Origin of the sequence: Planococcus maritimus, assembly GCF_001592825.1 — a bacterium.
In the GTDB taxonomy this organism is placed as follows: Bacteria; Bacillota; Bacilli; order Bacillales_A; family Planococcaceae; genus Planococcus; species Planococcus maritimus_C.
Genome location: NZ_LTZG01000001.1, coordinates 1,579,297 through 1,595,148 on the forward strand (window position 1 = coordinate 1,579,297; position 15,852 = coordinate 1,595,148).

The window sequence follows — 15,852 nt, forward strand, 5'->3', positions numbered from 1 at the left end:
ATCATGAAAAAATTACTTTTCTTGTCCATTACACTACTCTTTATGCTGGCGCTTGCCGCTTGCGGATCTTCAGAAGGAACGACAGAGGAAACGGGCGGTTCGGAAGGCGAAGCAAGCGGATCCGACACCATCCAATACGAATCAGAAAACGGTACAGTGGAAGTCCCGGCTGACCCGCAACGCGTAGTAGCCTTAGCTTACGGCGGAAATGTCATGTCACTTGATGTGCCGCTTGTCGGGATCGACGCTTGGGCGATCGACAACCCGAACTACGAGCCTTATTTGGACGGTGTTGAAGTTGTATCCGAAGAGAACTTGGAAAAAATCATTGAATTGGACCCGGATTTGATCATCGGCTATTCCACACTTCAAAACATCGACAAATTGGAGCAAATCGCACCGACTGTCACTTATACTTACGGCAAAGTCGACTATTTGACGCAGCATTTGGAAATCGGCAAGTTATTGAATAAAGAAGACGAAGCCCAAGCATATGTTGATGACTTTAAAGAGCGCGCACAAGCGGCCGGAGAAGACGTCAAAGCGGAAATCGGCGAAGATGCCACCGTTTCTGTCATCGAGAACTTCGACAAGCAATTGTATGTTTTTGGCGATAATTGGGGCCGCGGGACGGAAATTCTGTATCAGGAAATGGGCTTGAAGATGCCGGAGAAAGTTGAAGAAATGGCTTTAACTGACGGATTCTACGCATTGTCACAAGAAGTCCTCCCTGAGTACATGGGCGATTACGTGATCTTCAGCAAAGATTCCGAACAGGACAATTCTTTCCAGGAAACAGATCTTTACCAAAACACGCCAGCTGTAAAGAACGACCAAGTATTCGAAGCGGATGCGAAGAAATTGTATTTCAACGATCCGATTTCACTCGATTACCAACTTGAGTTGTTCCAGGAAAAATTCCTTGGCCAATAATTACAAAAGGGATTCTGCACAGCGGAATCCCTTTATTCTTTCTATAAAAAGGTGATGAAGCATGCGCTATAATGCCCGTTTTTCTTACATATTCGGAATCAGCCTGCTGGCACTCGTGCTGGCTTTTATTGTGTCAATGGTTTTTGGGGCGGCGGATGTCAGCCTGAAAAACTTATGGCTTGCGCTGTTTTCAAACAGCACCGGACAGCAAATTTCGATTATCCAGGAAATTCGCCTGCCGCGTGAAGTGGCGGCGATTTTTGTCGGCGCGGCACTCGCCGTGTCAGGCGCCATCATGCAAGGCATGACCCGCAACCCACTGGCTGACCCGGGCTTGCTTGGGTTGACTGCAGGCGCCAATGCGGCGCTGGCTGCCACACTCGCGTTTATTCCCGGTGCTAATTACTTCGGCATTATGATCGCTTGCTTTATCGGGGCGGCAATTGGGGCCGGGCTGGTGTTCGGTATCGGGGCATCTCGGCGCGGCGGCTTTTCACCCTTTCGCATCGTCTTGGCAGGCGCTGCCGTTTCGGCCTTTTTGACCGCCATTGCCGAAGCGATCGGCCTGCTGTTTAAAATATCCAAAGATGTGTCCATGTGGACCGCTGGCGGCTTGATCGGCACGTCTTGGGGACAGCTGCAAATCATCGTCCCATTCATCACCATCGCTTTGTTTGCCGCGCTGCTCTTATCCCGCCAGCTGGCTGTCTTGAGTTTGAGCGAAGAAGCTGCCATCGGGCTTGGCCAAAAAACCGGCCAGATCAAAGCGATGTTGTTTGTGATTGTTACTTTGCTTGCGGGCGCTGCAGTAGCTCTAGCTGGTAACTTAGCGTTCATCGGATTAATGATTCCACACATTGTCCGCGTCATTGTCGGCAGCGACTACCGCTTCATTATTCCGATGTCAGCAGTGACGGGCGCCATTTTTATGCTGCTCGCCGATTTGTTCGGACGCACGGTCAATGCCCCATTCGAGACGCCAGTCGCAGCGGTCGTTGCCATGCTCGGCTTGCCGTTCTTCTTGCTCATCGTTCGTAAAGGTGGAGGTGCGTTCACATGATCCAACAACATTTAATCCGCAAGCAGCGCATTACGATGATCTCTCTTTTCCTCATCATCGCAGCTACCGCCGTCCTGAGCCTGGGACTAGGCTATTCCACTCTCGGTTTCGAACGGATTATTCCGGTCTTGATGGGACAAGGCGATTTTAAAGAAGAGTTCGTGTTGTTTTCCATCCGCATGCCTCGTTTGCTCATCACGTTTTTGGCAGGTATGGCACTTGCCTTATCAGGAGCTGTACTGCAGAGCATTACACGCAATGATTTGGCAGATCCCGGCATCATCGGCATCAATTCCGGTGCCGGTGTCGCCATCGCCATTTTCTTCTTGTTTATCCCGGTAGATCCGGGTTCATTTGCCTTCTTAATGCCGTTTGTAGCATTTCTTGGCGCATTCATTACTGCCATCTTAATTTATCTATTTTCTCGTGATCCACGGACTGGGCTCCAGCCGGTGCGCCTTGTTCTAGTGGGAATCGGATTTTCCATGGCCTTGTCTGGCGTCATGATTGTCTTGATTTCCTCTGCCGACCGAGAGAAAGTAGACTTTATCGCCCAGTGGCTGGCCGGTTCCATCTGGGGCACGGACTGGCCGTTTATCGCCGCATTATTGCCTTGGCTGGTCATCCTGATTCCTTTCGTTTTGTACAAGTCCAACCGTTTAAATATTCTGGGGCTTGGCGAACCGGCAGCTATTGGGCTCGGCATCAATATCGGCAAAGAACGCGCCGTGCTTTTGCTGGCAGCCGTCGCATTGGCAGCTGCGGCCGTGTCCGTTACCGGGAGTATTGCCTTTATCGGCTTGATGGCTCCCCACCTTGCGAAAGCACTCGTTGGGCCACGTCATCAGCTGTTTCTGCCTGTCGCTATCCTGCTCGGTGGCTGGTTATTGCTTGCCGCTGATACCATCGGGCGCAATTTGCTCGAACCATCCGGCATTCCTGCTGGTGTCATGGCCGCTTTGATCGGCGCACCGTATTTTGTGTATTTATTAATGAAAAAATAAAAAAGCTCATGCCCTAGTTTTGGGGCATGAGCTTTTTGCTATTTTACACCGGTTCTTGCTGCGATTCCATTTCCATGCGTGCTTCGCGGTCTTTCAGCTTTTGCATTTCCTCGTCGGTCATGAATTCGACTTTCCAGCCGAGGAACGCCATAAGGATAGCGATAAGCGGCACCGAATAATTTAAAACCGCGTACGGTGCATAAGCGAATGGGTGAACCGCAAGCGTCGCCAGGATGAAGACGCCGCAAGTATTCCACGGAACGAAGGGCGATGTGATCGTCCCGCCGTCTTCTAAGGCACGCGACAAGTTTTTCGAGTGCAAGCCTTGGTCCTGATAAGCCCGTGCGTACATCCTACCTGGCAACAGGATCGAAATATATTGCTCCGATGCCGTGACATTTGTCAAAAAGGCAGATGCTACCGTCGCAGCGATTAAACTGCCGGCCGTTTTCGCCAGCATCAAGATTTTGGTGACGATCGATTTCAGCATGCCCGTATGCTCCAGCACCCCGCCGAAGGTCATGGCGAAAATCGTTAAGGAAATGACGAACATCATTGAATCGATGCCGCCTCTATTGAATAAGGAATCGACGACTTCATTGCCGGATGTGATGACATAACCGTCATGCAGTGCATTGACCGCTTCTGCGACCGATCCGCCCTGTATTAGAATATGGCATAGCCAGCCGAGCACAATGCCGATACCCAACGCAGGAAGTGCCGGTACTTTCTTCATGACGAGCACGATGACCGCAAGCGGAACCAGCAACAGCCACGGTGAAATGACAAAATTCTCTTCAAGCGATGCCAGGATCGTATTGATATTCTCGCTATCGATTGAATTGCCCGCAAACTGACGCCCCAGGAAAAAGTAAACGCCAAGAGCAATGATCATGCCTGGGATTGTCGTGTAGATCATATGGCGAATATGGACGAATAAATTGGTATTCGTGACGCCCGCTGCCAAGTTCGTAGTATCTGATAGCGGCGACATTTTGTCCCCAAAATAAGACCCCGAAATGACCGCTCCAGCGACCATTGCTGCCGGAATGCCCATGCTCGCGCCAATGCCCATGCCAGCGATGCCGACAGTGCCCATCGTCGACCAGGAGCTGCCGATCGCTCCCGCAACCAATGCGCAGATTAAACAGATGGTAACGAGGAATAAAGAGGGCGTAATGATTTTCAAGCCATAATAAATCATCGTCGCCACAATGCCTCCACCGATCCAGGAAGCGATAATCATGCCGACCATAATAATGATGACCAATGCCGGGAGTGCCAGGCGAATTCCTTTATACGCCCCTTCTTCGATCATATGCCAGCGGTACCCCAACCGCCAAGCAATGATAACGGCGATAGTCGTGCCAAGAAGCAAAGGAATGTGCGGGCTGCCTTCAAAAATGATGATGGTGACAGCCATCGCCGCCACCATAAAGATCAGCGGCAGTAAAGCCAGCCAAAAAGGCACTTCGATTTCCTGCTGTTTTGGACGTTTCTTTTCTTCTTCCATGTTCTCGAACCCCTTTTAAAAATGGAATAAGTGCTTGTATTTATTTTGCCACTATACTGATTTCATTGCCATATAAATTTTCAGATTAAACCGATTTTTCGGAATACGGAATAATTCAAAGCAGGATTCTTATCGGCCCGCCCCGAAATGTAACCGTATTGCCAAAGCTTCCGGCATCCTGTTATGGAAAGGGGAAGATGAACATGGGAAAACTGATGGTTTCAATGTACGTGACACTTGATGGCGTTATGGAAGAGCCTTCATGGTCTGCAGCGTACTGGGATGATGAGCTCGCACAGTTCCAGCTGGATCAGCTTTATACTAACGATGCTCTGCTGCTCGGGCGCGTCACTTATGAAGGGTTTGCTGCTACTTGGCCGACAGCTGAAGACGAGCACGGATTTGCGGATCGGATGAACGAAATCCCCAAATATGTGGTATCGCATACGCTGAAGCGGACCGAGTGGAACGCGCGCCTGATCAACCACGATTTCGTTGAAGAGATCAAAAGGCTGAAGAAAACCGGCCAGCGCTTGCTCGTCTATGGCAGTGCAGAACTCATCGATACCTTGATCGAACACGATTTGGTCGATGAATTGCATTTGATGACCTTCCCATTGCTATTGGGGGAAGGAAAAAAACTGTTTCGTGATGGCGTATCGCCAAAAGCATACAAGTTGCTGAATAGCTTTTCGACCGACCAAGGCGTGTTGATCGCTAATTATGCCCCCGAGCGATAATGATTATATTTACTAAACAAATGGGCATGACCGTCTCCATTTTGGGGAAAGAAAAACTGAGGCCGCCTCGTACCTAAGGCCACCCCGGAAGGAGCTGCCGTCTTGCGATGACAGAAAATGAAATCACCTTAGCTTTGATCCAATCGTTAAAAGATGGCCGAACGCAAGACTTCCAGCACATACTCGATGAGCTGCAGCCATATGACGTGGCCGTTCAATACCGCCATTTGCCAGAAAAACACCGTGAACGCTTCCTGCTTCATTTGACGGTCCGTCAATTAACTGCGCTCATGCAGGAGCTTCACCAAAACGATCAAGTCCGTTTGCTTGAACGGATGCCAATCGACCAATCGACCCAAGTGCTCGATTTGATGGATAATGACGATCTTGTTTCCTTATTGTCAGACCTAGAACCGACGATGATCGAAGAACTCCTGTCGCGCATGGACAGCGAGGAATCTTCCTATATTCAAAAAACTATGAGTTATCCCCCAGAAACTGCTGGGCGCATCATGAATAACCGGTATGTCTGGATCCCGCGCCATTACACGATTCGTGAAGCGATTGATAAAATTCGCGATTTCGCGGAAATTGCCGAGTACTTGAACTATTTGTACGTCGTCGATGGCGACAAGAAATTGCTTGGGGTCGTTTCCTATAAAGATTTGATTCTCGGCGAACTCGATGAACAAATCGACGACGTCATGTACACGCGTGTCGTCAAGGTCGATGCCTTAACCGACCAGGAAGAAGCTGCCAACATTATCGGCCGCTACGATTTTGTCACTTTGCCCGTTGTCGATACGGAAAACCGGCTGCTCGGCATCGTTACCGTCGATGATGTCATTGATGTTGTGCTACAAGAAGCGAACGAAGACATCGAAAAGCTTTCCGCATCCGGCAAATCCATCGATTTTGAGACGCCGCCTTTTGTCGCGGCCTATCGCCGTTTGCCTTGGCTGATTTTACTGTTGTTCATCGGACTCATCTCCGGTGGCATCATCAGCCGCTTTGAAAACACCTTACAGACGGTTGTCGCTTTAACATTCTTCATGCCAATGATTGCTGGCATGACCGGGAACACCGGCACCCAGTCGCTTGCCGTTGTCGTACGTGGCCTGGTCGGTCAAAAGCCAGACAAAAAGGCCACGATCAAACTCATTTTGCGCGAGTTATCGGTCGGCATCATCATCGGTGTCACTTGCGCCTCATTGATCATGCTCATTGCGTATATCTGGCAAGGCAGCATCGTACTAGGGCTTGTCGTCGGTAGTTCACTGCTATTGACCTTAATCATCGGGACACTGGCCGGCACCATCATTCCGCTTCTCCTATACCGCTTGAAAATAGATCCGGCAGTGGCATCTGGACCATTGATCACCACCATCAACGACATTTTCTCCTTACTCATTTATTTCGGACTCGCCTCGCTGTTCATCTCTCGTTTGATGTGAACAGCTTTTTTTGAGCTATTTTCTTTATCCCTAGTAAACAACTATGTATAATAAAGAAAAAAGCTTGGAGGTACGATACATGACCATCCCAAAACCGCTCGTTCAACTCAATCAAGCCTTTCTCGTTGCCACAGTCCTAGCTGGCCTCATTTTCCATATATCTTTCTTACTCATGCCATTCGCCATTGGGGCCGTCACTTTGGTCACAAAGAAAAACCCGCTCATTTCATACAGTCGCCGCTTTTTGCGAAATCCCCCGAATAGCTATCCGCAAGAAGACCGCGACCAGCAATTATTCAACCAATGGATCGCGACGGTCTGCCTCGGGCTCGCGCTCATTTTTTTCGCAGCTGGCCTCCCAATTATCGCGACCGTATTCGGAGCGATGGTCATTGTCGCGGCTGGGGTCGCGCTCATGGGCTATTGCATCGGCTGCACCGTGCGCTACCAGCTCATGATGTGGAAACACCGCCGGGCGAAAACAAATTATTGAACGCTTTATAAATGAACAGAAAAAAGCGGAGACCGCAGTCTCCGCTTTTTTTATTTTGTTTGGCCGTTGCCTTTAATGATGTATTTTGTTGACGTCAGTGCGGGCAAGCCCATCGGTCCGCGTGCATGAAGCTTTTGCGTGCTGATGCCGATTTCGGCGCCGAAGCCGAATTCAAAGCCGTCGGTGAAACGGGTCGACGCGTTATGATAAACCGCTGCCGCATCCACTTCCGTGAAGAACTGCTGGACGCTTTCTGCGTGTTCCGAAATGATTGCCTCGGAATGCTTCGTGCCGTACTGATTGATATGCTTGACCACTTCATCCACACTTCCTACCGTTTTCAGCGCGAGTTCATAAGCCAAGTATTCAGTGCCCCAATCGGCTTCTTGTGCCGGGATGATGTCGCTGCCTGATTGCTGCGCAGCTTCATCGCCGTGGATTTTCACGTCTTTTGCCTGCAAGGCTTCAATCAATTCCGGCAGATGCTGCTCAGCCCATTTGTCGTGGACGAGAATGGTTTCGCACGAATTACAGACGGACGGACGTTGCGTTTTCGCGTTCAACGCAATGTCGATCGCCATGTCCTTATTCGCTGTTTCATCGATATAGACGTGGCAATTGCCTGCGCCTGTCTCAAGTACCGGCACGGTCGAATTCTGTACGACCGTCTTGATCAAATTGGCCCCGCCGCGCGGAATCAAGACATCCAAATAATCGTTCAGCTTGAACATGGCCGATGCCGCTTCCCGGCTCGTATCTTCGAGCAATTGCACCGAATCCACTGGCAATTCGCTTTGTTCAAGCGCGCGGTGAATGACCGCTACAATAGCCGTGTTCGAGTGAATCGCTGTTGAACTGCCGCGCAGGACGACCGCGTTGCCGGTTTTCAAGCACAGGCTCGACGCATCTACTGTGACGTTGGGGCGGGCTTCATAAATCATGCCCACCACGCCAAGCGGTACGCGCACTTTGCTCATATCGAGACCGTTCGGCTGTTGCCAATGCTCAAGTACTTCGCCGACCGGGTCGGTCAGTTTGGTCAATTGGATCAGCGCATCCGCCATATCCGCAAGGCGCTCTTCATCGAGCTTGAGGCGGTCAACGAGCGATTCACTCATGCCATTCGCACGTCCCGCTTCAATGTCTTTCAAGTTTTCTTTCAAGATAAACGCTTTTTCAGCCATTAATTGCTGGGAGATGAGTTCTAACGCTTTATTTTTCAGGGTGGTGTCGGCTTTAGCGAGTTCCCCCGCTGCCGCTTTCGCCAGTTTCGCTTTTTGTACCAGTTCTGTCTCCAAATGTGCTTCCTTTTGAAGAACTTTTGTCATCCAATCTTCTCCTTTCGAATTTCCGTGCCTTATGCTAATTCTTTAACGGGTTTTGCGATATACGTCCCGTCGCCGTTGCCATTCATGATCTCAAGCAATTTTTCATCGCCTTCTCCTGTGCCGATAAATATGTCGACGCCGAAGTTGTGCGCTGTTTTGGCGGCTTCCACTTTCGTTTTCATGCCGCCTGTCCCTACATCTGACCCAGCGCCCGATGCCGCTTCCATTAGTTCATCCGGAATATCTTTTAGATGGGTATATCGTTCAGCGGCTGGGTTCGTTTTTGGATTATCTGCATAAATACCATTGATATCGGTTAGAATGATCAATTGGTCTGCACGGACAAGTCCGCTGACAAGAGCAGACAGCATATCATTGTCGCCGAAAGTCAATTCCTCGACCGCCACCGAATCGTTTTCGTTGATGACCGGCATCATGCCACGTTCTAATAATTTTGAAATGGTATCGTCTGCTTTTTGATACAAGTCTTTTGTTAGCAGCAATTGGGCAGAAACGATATCGAAATTCTTGAATTCCGTCGCGTACGCCTGCGCGAGCAAGCTTTGCCCAACGGCTGCTGCTGATTGCTTGTCGACTACTGTATCTGGACGGGATAAATACCCCATGCTTGTGCATCCAGCTGCAACTGCGCCAGATGAGATCAAGATGACATCATGACCTGCTTCTTTCAAGCGAGCCAATGCCCCCACGTGTTCGCGCAACTTAGTGATGGACAATTTACCGTGGCTGTCCGTCAATGAGCTGCTTCCTATTTTCACTACTATTCTTTTCTTTTCCATTGTTGCAGTCACCACCCGATTTTGATTATTTAATGAGCTCTCCCATTACGATCAAAAGCGGAAGAACCCTGTCTCCGTAAAAATACTTTACAATGGCTGACTTAAGCTGTCTGATAATAAGAATTATTATGCAATCAATTGCATTTTAAGTCAACTATTAAATCTAAAAATACTTATAAAACGGTTATCGAAATAATAAAACTTGCATATTTATGAATTTTTATTCAAGTTACTTGTTTTATCCCCAACCATTTTCAGTTCCGGAGATAGCGGCTGCGCATTCTTCGCTGGTCTTGAATTTCAACCAGCAGCTGATCGCCTGCAGCACGCTAATCACAAGTGGCAAGTGTAACATAACTAGAGGGTATTTCAAGTTCGGGGAGGGGATTTCGCCTTATGAAAGGGCTTTCATTCAAGGTAAAAAATAGGCATAAAGACACATTTCCAGTTCATCAAAAGCCCGCTCTATAAGGGATACAGGCAAAATACGTACAAGTGTTGCTATTTCCTTCTAAAGTACCACATTCAAATCTAGTACAGTTTGTAATCGCAAATAGCGCCTTATAGCTTGATAGCTGCCTGCATCTTGCCCTTTTAAAACCTCGTGTACCATGAATCCAATGAGCAGTACGATTTCAGCATGCTCGTCTGGTCAAATGAACGGCAAAAACTCTTGATTAAACACAGTAAAAACGCAAGCCTTCCCTAGCGTCGGTGTAAACAACCAGGTTTACGGATCCCACACCAAAAACCCGGCTGTCTAGTCAACAGCCAGGTTTTTTCCATTAGATAATGAGTTTCATCAGTCGAGCTTGATGGTGATGGTTTTTGCGGGCGCAAGCAGCTCTCCGTCCGCAGCGAATAGCTTGCTGGTGGTCAATTTGAGCTCTTGTGTCCCATCTTCCACAATAAAGCCGACATTTCCTGATTTTACTTCCCCCGGTTTCAGCCCTTCATTCAACGATTCCAAATACACATCGTCTTGCCAAGTCTTCACTTCGCCGCCTTCTGTCTCAATCAATGCGACCGGCGCAAAATTCACTTCTTCACTAGCGACATTGTTGATTTCGACAAATAACTTCGCCAGCTCGAATTCCTGCTCATGCGTATAGGCATGATAGAAATCAATCAAACTATAATCTGGTGTGTACTGCAGCAGCTTCGTTTCATGGATAATCAGCTCAATATCGCCGATCTGCACCTTCTGAGGATTCATATTGGCCGCCAACAGCTCTAAGCCGCCTTTGGCATCTCGTACTTTCTGGCCAGGCTCCTGCAATTGGCGGTCATCGCTCACTTGTGGGCTCGCGACATATTGTTCCGTGTAGTCAGGCGCTTCCGCTAAGGAGGCAGCGGTCGCGGTCCCTTGCGTTGTCTCGCTTTGGCAGCCGCATAATAAGGCTATTGGGACAAGCAGCCATGCTAATCTCGCTTTCATCCAGTCCACTCCTTGCTATTATTTATCGTCGATTGTCACGTCTGCGCCCATCAAGTCGAAAATGATGCCCGCGTGGTCGGTGTTGTTCAAGTTTCCTGCAAATTTCTGGCTAGCTGGCCCATACGCATAAACCGGCACATCTTCTCCAGTATGGCCGCCAGTTGTCCAGCCGGTATGCGATCGTTTATCAAAAATGCGCTCGATGGCATTGTCGATGTCCAAGTATTCGCCTTCGTCGGCCGCTTTCTTCACCGAAGCGATTTCTTCATCAGTTAACTCCAAGTCGATATAACGTTCCAATGTTTCCTCCACGCCGGCCCCTTCTGTGATTTCAGCAGCCATAAAATCCGGTGTGCGCTGTGCAGCAAGGATTGGCTCGGCGAACCAATTATAGATGCCGTCTGCCCCAATCGAGAAGCCGCCCGTCGAATGGTCAGCCGTTGCTACGACCAATGTGTTTTCATCTTGCTTGGCAAATTCGATTGCCGCTTGGAATGCGCGGTCGTAATCTTCCATCTCGCTCATCGCGGCGACGATGTCGTTGTCATGCCCTGCCCAGTCGACCTGGCTGCCTTCGACCATCAGGAAAAATCCGTCTTCGTCTTGCTCTAAGCGATCGATGGCTGAACGTGTCATATCTTCTAGAGAGGGCACGCTGTCTTCTCGGTCGATCATTTTCGGCAAGCCGCCTTCTGCGAACAAGCCGAGGACTTGTCCGTCTTCATTTGCGAACAATTCTTCTTTGGACGTGACATACCCATAGCCCGATTCCTGGAATTCATCCGTCAAATCGCGGTCTATGCGATCAAATAGTTTCGTACCTCCGCCAAGCAAGACATCAATTTTATGTTCGCCATCGATGCGCTCGTCAAAATAATCATCGGCGATGGCGTTCATATTGCGGCGGCTGATATCGTGTGCGCCGAATGACGCCGGTGTTGCGTGTGTGATTTCAGAGCTTGCCACGAGTCCTGTCGCTTTGCCTTGCTCCTTCGCCGCTTCTAGAACCGTTTTCACTTCCGATTCATCGTTGTCGACTGCAATCGCATTGTTATAAGTTTTGATACCTGCCGCCATAGCGGTCGCGGCGGATGCCGAGTCGGTGATGTTTTGGTGTGCGTCTTCCGGATATGTCATTTGCTGTCCGACCAAATAAGAATCGAACGACATGGCTTCTGTAAAGCGTGCAGTAGGGTCGTCTTGCAAATAACGGTACGCAGATGTATATGATGTCCCGACACCATCGCCGATTAGGAAAATAATGTTTTTGGGTGCGTCTTTATCTTTGTTTTTCTCTTTTTCTTTCCCTTTAGCTTTTCCATTGCCAGGGTTCTTGTGTTCTTTATGTACATCGGCTTTGCCGTTTCCATGCGCTTCAGTCGGCGCAGATGGGGTAAAGCTCGAGACGGCGACTGCTGCCACCACAGCGGCTGGAAAGAGTTTTTTCATTGTTGTTCGAGTCATCTGGCATTCCTCCTTGTGTTTGTTGGCCATCGCCAGTGTAACGGAGGATTATTAAGGAATTATTGAGGGCATGTATGGAATTTGTTAACGAAGTGCTATTTCCCGGGAAATATTTTTCGGGATATTTCCAAATTAAAAACTGGCCTCCATTAAGGAAGCCGGTTTTCAGGACATTGAAGAAGTTTATTAATACACTATAAACAAAGAAATCATCTCTTCATAAAAACCAATGATCTATCTAAGTATTTGTAGAAGCGTTTGCTCGACTCCTGTGGATCAGCGAGACGACCAAGCCCCCGCAAGGCGCACAGCGACTGAGGAGGCTTGGGCGCGAGCCCACGGAAAGCGAGCAATAAGCTTCGGAGAATACGACTACTTTAATTTCTCTACAGTTTAAAAACCGACCCCCATTAAGGAAGCCGGCTTTGTGCCGATCAGTCTTCGCGATCGACGAGTGATTTATTTTTCTGGAATTTACGCAATACTTCATAGACGACCGGCACGACAATCAATGTCAGCAAGGTCGAGGACAATAAGCCGCCAATAACGGTAATCGCCAAGTCTTGTGAGACGAGTCCGCCGCCACCGCTTGAAAGAGCCATTGGAATCATGGCGCCAATTGTCGCGATCGCTGTCATCAGGATCGGGCGCAGACGCGTCGCTCCTGCTTCAAGCAAGGCATTGCGCACTGTCATGCCTTCGCGTTCCATATGGATGACACGGTCGACCAAGACAATCGCGTTTGTCACGACAATCCCGATCAACATGAGCATCCCCATCATGACCGAGACGGAAATCGTCTGGCCGGTGATGAACAAGCCGGCAAAGGCGCCGATAACCGCAAACGGCAACGAGAACAGAATGGCGAATGGCGCAAGACCGCCGCCAAACGTTACGACCAAGATAAAGTAAACGATGGCGATTGCCGCAGCCATCGCAAGGCCAAGCTGGGTGAAGGTTTCATTGATATCCGCCGTGACGCCGCCGGTTTCGACTGTGACGCCTGCCGGAAGATCTAGTTCATCAACGTTTTCTTGAACCGCTGCACTTGGCGCAGAGACGTCATTGCCTGTTACGGTGCCGGAGACGGTCGCATAATACGCGCCTTCCGAGCGGCTCAAGGTATTCAAGGTAGTGCCTTCTTCCACTTCGACCAATTCGCCGACGGTCATCATCGTGCCCGCAGCTGTTGGAACCGGCGTCTCCAAGAGCTCTTCAAACGTTGCTGCATCTTGCTGTGCCTCACGCTGAACGATGACTTCGAGTTCTTCGCCGTCCGTGTTGACCGTTGTCAGCACTTCATTTTGTCCACCGCCGGACAGAGCCATCGCAACTTGACCTGCTGTTAGGCCATACTGCAGAATTTCGTGCTGTTCGATGCGCAAGGTATGTTCCACATAAGGATCTTCTGCATCGGAGGTCACTTCTTCCAAGCCGTCGACATCACTCATCGCGCCTTCGACTTGTGCAACAGTATCCAATAAGTCATCCAAGTCTTCGCTGTACAATGTGTACGCGACTTCGCTTGATGCCATCATGCCGCCGCCCATCATGTCCTGCTCGCCCCACTCGCCAGATTGGTCGAGTCCTGCCAGGTAGTCCGTGACTTCTGCGCGGGCTTCTTCGAACTCATCAACTGAAATCGAATCGTCAAAGATCAGATACAAGAGTGCACCGTCTCCGCCGCCCATCATCATTTGAGACATATCGGCATTGGCCGAATCGTTGATGGATAATTGAAGAACTTCGATGTCTTCACGTTCAAGCAAATCCTGCTCGACCGCTTCGATGTTCTCCGTAGATTCTTCTTGCAGTTCCCCTGCTGAAGGAGAGTACGTGACGTACATCATTTTCTCGGTTTGCGAGCCGAGGAACGAGAAGCCGATCAATGGCGTGAGTGCCAAAGACCCCGCGAGCAATACGACTGCAATGATCGACGTGATCCACTTATGGTTCAACGCTTTTTCAAGGAATGAACGGAACCACAGCGCCATCTTCCCGACTTCTTTATGCTTCGATTCTGTCTTTTCGCCGTATAATTTCTTTTTGAAGAAACTATGCGACATCGCTGGCACGATGCTAACCGCCACTGCCAATGAAGCAAGCAGGGCAAACGACATTGTCAAAGCGAACGGCAAGAACAATTCGCCGACCATTCCGCCGACAAAGACCAATGGCGCAAAGACAGCAATTGTGACAAGCGTTGAGGACAAGATCGGCTTGAACATCTCAATCGTTGCCGATTGAATCAATTTACGCCCAGATAATTTCTCTTCTTTCAAATGCATGCGCCGGTAAATATTTTCGACGACGACGATCGAGTCATCAATGACCCGGCCAATCGACACGGTAATAGCACCAAGCGTCATGATGTTTAATGTGATATCCAGCCAGTTCAGCAACAACAAAGCAACAAAAATGGACACTGGAATCGAAACGATTGCGATCAGCGTCGAACGGAAATCACGCAAGAACACCAAAATGATGAGCACCGCGATCAAGCCACCGAACAAGGCTTTTTCCACCATCGCGAAAACGGATTCCTCGATCGGCTCCCCTTGGTCAAGCGTAATGTCGACGATCAAACCGTCCACTTCACTTTCCAAGTCCGCCATCAAGTCTTTCACTTCATTCACAACCGTGACCGTATTTGCTTCCTGGCCTTTGACGATTTGGATGGCAATGGCATCTTCGCCATTGGTCCGTGAAATCGACTGCACTTTCCCAACCAATTCCACATCGGCAAGTTCGGACAAGGCGACAAACGGTTCCGGATTGTCTTCTGAAGGTGTCACTGGAATCAGCAACTCTTCAAACTCTTCAATAGAAGCAACCGATCCATCGATATAGACCGCTTCTTCGCCTTCTTCAAATTCACGAAGGCCGAGCGATAAAGCAATATTGCTCGCTTCAATCATTTGTTTGATGTCTGCCTCTGTCACTTCACGGGCAGCCATCGCTTCCTCATCATAAGTCAGATGAATTTCTTCGACGTGCTGACCTGTGACGGTCGCAGAGGCAATCCCGTCGATTTTTTCAATTTCCGGTAAAATCGTAGTTTGTACACGATCCGTCAATTCGACAATCGATTCGGTCTCACTGCTGATGGACAGTGCGACGACTGGGAACATATTGATACCGATCGACATGATCGACGGCGTCTCTACTTCCTCCGGCAAGCTCACACCGCTCACTACAGATTCGAGTTCACGTTTTTTCTCATCCATATCGACACCGTAATCGTATTCGACCTGAATTTGGGAAACGTTTGAGGAGGAACTTGAATAAACCGCTTTAACGTCCTCCAAGCTTTCGACTGCTTGTTCGACAGGGATCGAGACCTCTTCCATCACCTGTTCAGGTGCAGCACCTGGGTACACACCCGATACGATTAAATAGGGAATAGATATATCAGGAATTGACTCCATCTTCATTTGAGTTGTTGAATATATGCCAGCAAAGGTTACAATTAAAGTTAACAGCCACACGGCAAATTTGTTTTTTAGCACAAAACCTACGAATCCTTGCACACAAATTCTCCCTTTCTTTGACGAATTTCAGTTACTACTTCATAATAGTGACCAACTGGTCATTCGTCAAACAAGTTAGGTGAAAAGAGGAAACA

General features: G+C 49.2%; 12 protein-coding genes. 6 read left to right on the forward strand and 6 right to left on the reverse strand.

Going from position 1 to position 15,852, the window contains the following annotated elements; translation table 11 throughout:
* Nucleotides 1–3 precede the first annotated feature (3 nt).
* From AY633_RS07800 to AY633_RS07810, 3 genes are all read left to right on the forward strand, one after another.
* Nucleotides 4–933: an iron-hydroxamate ABC transporter substrate-binding protein gene (locus AY633_RS07800; protein WP_068487754.1), complete on the forward strand. Its 930-nt coding sequence runs from the start codon at nt 4–6 to the stop codon at nt 931–933.
* Between the two features lie 61 nt (nt 934–994).
* Nucleotides 995–1,993: a FecCD family ABC transporter permease gene (locus tag AY633_RS07805; RefSeq protein WP_082799202.1), complete on the forward strand. Its 999-nt coding sequence runs from the start codon at nt 995–997 to the stop codon at nt 1,991–1,993.
* Nucleotides 1,990–2,997, forward strand: a complete 1,008-nt coding sequence (locus AY633_RS07810) for a FecCD family ABC transporter permease (RefSeq protein WP_068487755.1) — start codon at nt 1,990–1,992, stop codon at nt 2,995–2,997. The genes AY633_RS07805 and AY633_RS07810 overlap by 4 nt, the downstream gene beginning before the upstream one ends.
* 43 nt (nt 2,998–3,040) lie before the next feature.
* Here the strand turns inward: AY633_RS07810 and nhaC are convergent, their stop codons facing one another.
* Nucleotides 3,041–4,510, reverse strand: coding sequence for a Na+/H+ antiporter NhaC (nhaC, locus tag AY633_RS07815; protein WP_068487756.1), 1,470 nt, complete (start codon nt 4,508–4,510; stop codon nt 3,041–3,043).
* Nucleotides 4,511–4,713: 203 nt separating this feature from the next.
* Between nhaC and AY633_RS07820 the strand changes: the two genes are divergently transcribed.
* From AY633_RS07820 to AY633_RS07830, 3 genes are all read left to right on the forward strand, one after another.
* Nucleotides 4,714–5,250, forward strand: a complete 537-nt coding sequence (locus AY633_RS07820) for a dihydrofolate reductase family protein (RefSeq protein WP_068487757.1) — start codon at nt 4,714–4,716, stop codon at nt 5,248–5,250.
* 107 nt (nt 5,251–5,357) lie between these two features.
* Entirely contained in the window at nt 5,358–6,704 is a 1,347-nt protein-coding gene (mgtE, locus tag AY633_RS07825; RefSeq protein ID WP_068487758.1) for a magnesium transporter, read from the forward strand.
* A gap of 79 nt (nt 6,705–6,783) precedes the next feature.
* Nucleotides 6,784–7,197 (forward strand): DUF4395 domain-containing protein, encoded by a 414-nt coding sequence (locus AY633_RS07830; RefSeq protein WP_068487759.1) that lies wholly within the window; start codon nt 6,784–6,786, stop codon nt 7,195–7,197.
* Nucleotides 7,198–7,247: 50 nt separating this feature from the next.
* Here the strand turns inward: AY633_RS07830 and AY633_RS07835 are convergent, their stop codons facing one another.
* From AY633_RS07835 to AY633_RS07855, 5 genes are all read right to left on the reverse strand, one after another.
* The gene (locus AY633_RS07835) at nt 7,248–8,525 is read right to left on the reverse strand and encodes a glutamate-5-semialdehyde dehydrogenase (protein ID WP_068487760.1); all 1,278 of its coding nucleotides are present in this window, start codon (nt 8,523–8,525) and stop codon (nt 7,248–7,250) included.
* 29 nt (nt 8,526–8,554) lie between these two features.
* Nucleotides 8,555–9,325 carry a glutamate 5-kinase gene (gene proB / locus AY633_RS07840; RefSeq protein WP_068487761.1) on the reverse strand — a complete coding sequence of 257 codons (771 nt, stop codon included), beginning with the start codon at nt 9,323–9,325 and terminating at the stop codon, nt 8,555–8,557.
* A gap of 802 nt (nt 9,326–10,127) precedes the next feature.
* On the reverse strand, nt 10,128–10,763 hold the full coding sequence (locus AY633_RS07845) for a DUF4352 domain-containing protein (RefSeq protein WP_068487762.1): 636 nt from the start codon (nt 10,761–10,763) through the stop codon (nt 10,128–10,130).
* A gap of 18 nt (nt 10,764–10,781) precedes the next feature.
* Nucleotides 10,782–12,227 (reverse strand): alkaline phosphatase, encoded by a 1,446-nt coding sequence (locus AY633_RS07850; RefSeq protein ID WP_068487763.1) that lies wholly within the window; start codon nt 12,225–12,227, stop codon nt 10,782–10,784.
* 434 nt (nt 12,228–12,661) lie between these two features.
* Complete coding sequence (locus AY633_RS07855) at nt 12,662–15,757, reverse strand: efflux RND transporter permease subunit (RefSeq protein WP_068487764.1); 3,096 nt, start codon at nt 15,755–15,757, stop codon at nt 12,662–12,664.
* Between the last annotated feature and the right edge of the window lie 95 nt (nt 15,758–15,852).

Excerpts from the sequence above, each read along its gene's own strand:
- AY633_RS07810 (WP_068487755.1), top strand. The coding sequence starts at position 1,990 with ATGATCCAACAACATTTAATCCGCAAGCAGCGCATTACGATGATCTCT.
- AY633_RS07800 (WP_068487754.1), top strand. The coding sequence starts at position 4 with ATGAAAAAATTACTTTTCTTGTCCATTACACTACTCTTTATGCTGGCG.
- AY633_RS07835 (WP_068487760.1), bottom strand. The coding sequence starts at position 8,525 with ATGACAAAAGTTCTTCAAAAGGAAGCACATTTGGAGACAGAACTGGTA.
- proB (WP_068487761.1), bottom strand. The coding sequence starts at position 9,325 with ATGGAAAAGAAAAGAATAGTAGTGAAAATAGGAAGCAGCTCATTGACG.
- AY633_RS07805 (WP_082799202.1), top strand. The coding sequence starts at position 995 with ATGCGCTATAATGCCCGTTTTTCTTACATATTCGGAATCAGCCTGCTG.
- mgtE (WP_068487758.1), top strand. The coding sequence starts at position 5,358 with ATGACAGAAAATGAAATCACCTTAGCTTTGATCCAATCGTTAAAAGAT.
- AY633_RS07845 (WP_068487762.1), bottom strand. The coding sequence starts at position 10,763 with ATGAAAGCGAGATTAGCATGGCTGCTTGTCCCAATAGCCTTATTATGC.
- nhaC (WP_068487756.1), bottom strand. The coding sequence starts at position 4,510 with ATGGAAGAAGAAAAGAAACGTCCAAAACAGCAGGAAATCGAAGTGCCT.
- AY633_RS07830 (WP_068487759.1), top strand. The coding sequence starts at position 6,784 with ATGACCATCCCAAAACCGCTCGTTCAACTCAATCAAGCCTTTCTCGTT.
- AY633_RS07820 (WP_068487757.1), top strand. The coding sequence starts at position 4,714 with ATGGGAAAACTGATGGTTTCAATGTACGTGACACTTGATGGCGTTATG.
- AY633_RS07850 (WP_068487763.1), bottom strand. The coding sequence starts at position 12,227 with ATGACTCGAACAACAATGAAAAAACTCTTTCCAGCCGCTGTGGTGGCA.